The sequence below is a fragment of the Catenulispora rubra genome, from assembly GCF_015356825.1.
Taxonomy (GTDB): Bacteria; Actinomycetota; Actinomycetes; order Streptomycetales; family Catenulisporaceae; genus Catenulispora; species Catenulispora rubra.
On the sequence record NZ_JAACYW010000826.1, the window covers coordinates 1 to 384 of the forward strand.

Sequence of the window (384 nt, forward strand, 5' to 3'; positions counted from 1 at the left end):
GGCAAGGGCTTCGGGCAGGGTCGCGAACTCGGCCGGCGCCGTGTTCTCGGCGCCCTGTTCGGCCTGCGCGATCTGCTCGGCGAGCTTGCGGCGCGCGGCTGGATCGGGGTCGACGATCGCGCCGACGCGCAGTTTGGGATGGCGCCGTACTGCTTCGGCGTGGATCCGGCCGATCACCCCGGCGCCGACGATGGCGACGGCCCAGCGCGCATCGGCTTCGCTCTTGGCCGCTGCCTCGCCAGCCGCGGCTCGGGTTTCGCTCTCGAATGCTGCGTTGCCAGCCGTGGCTTCGGCTTCGCTCTCGGCTGCTGTGTTGCCAGCCATGCTTTCGGCTTGGCTCTTGGCTGCTGCCTTGCCAGCCGTGGCGTTGGCTTCGCTTTTGGC

The 384-nt window shown here is 70.3% G+C and carries 1 protein-coding gene; it reads right to left on the reverse strand.

All coding sequences use genetic code 11. From position 1 onward, the window contains the following. A partial coding sequence (locus GWK61_RS55595; RefSeq protein WP_194922420.1) for a Gfo/Idh/MocA family oxidoreductase occupies positions 1 to 384 on the reverse strand: 384 nt, incomplete at both ends.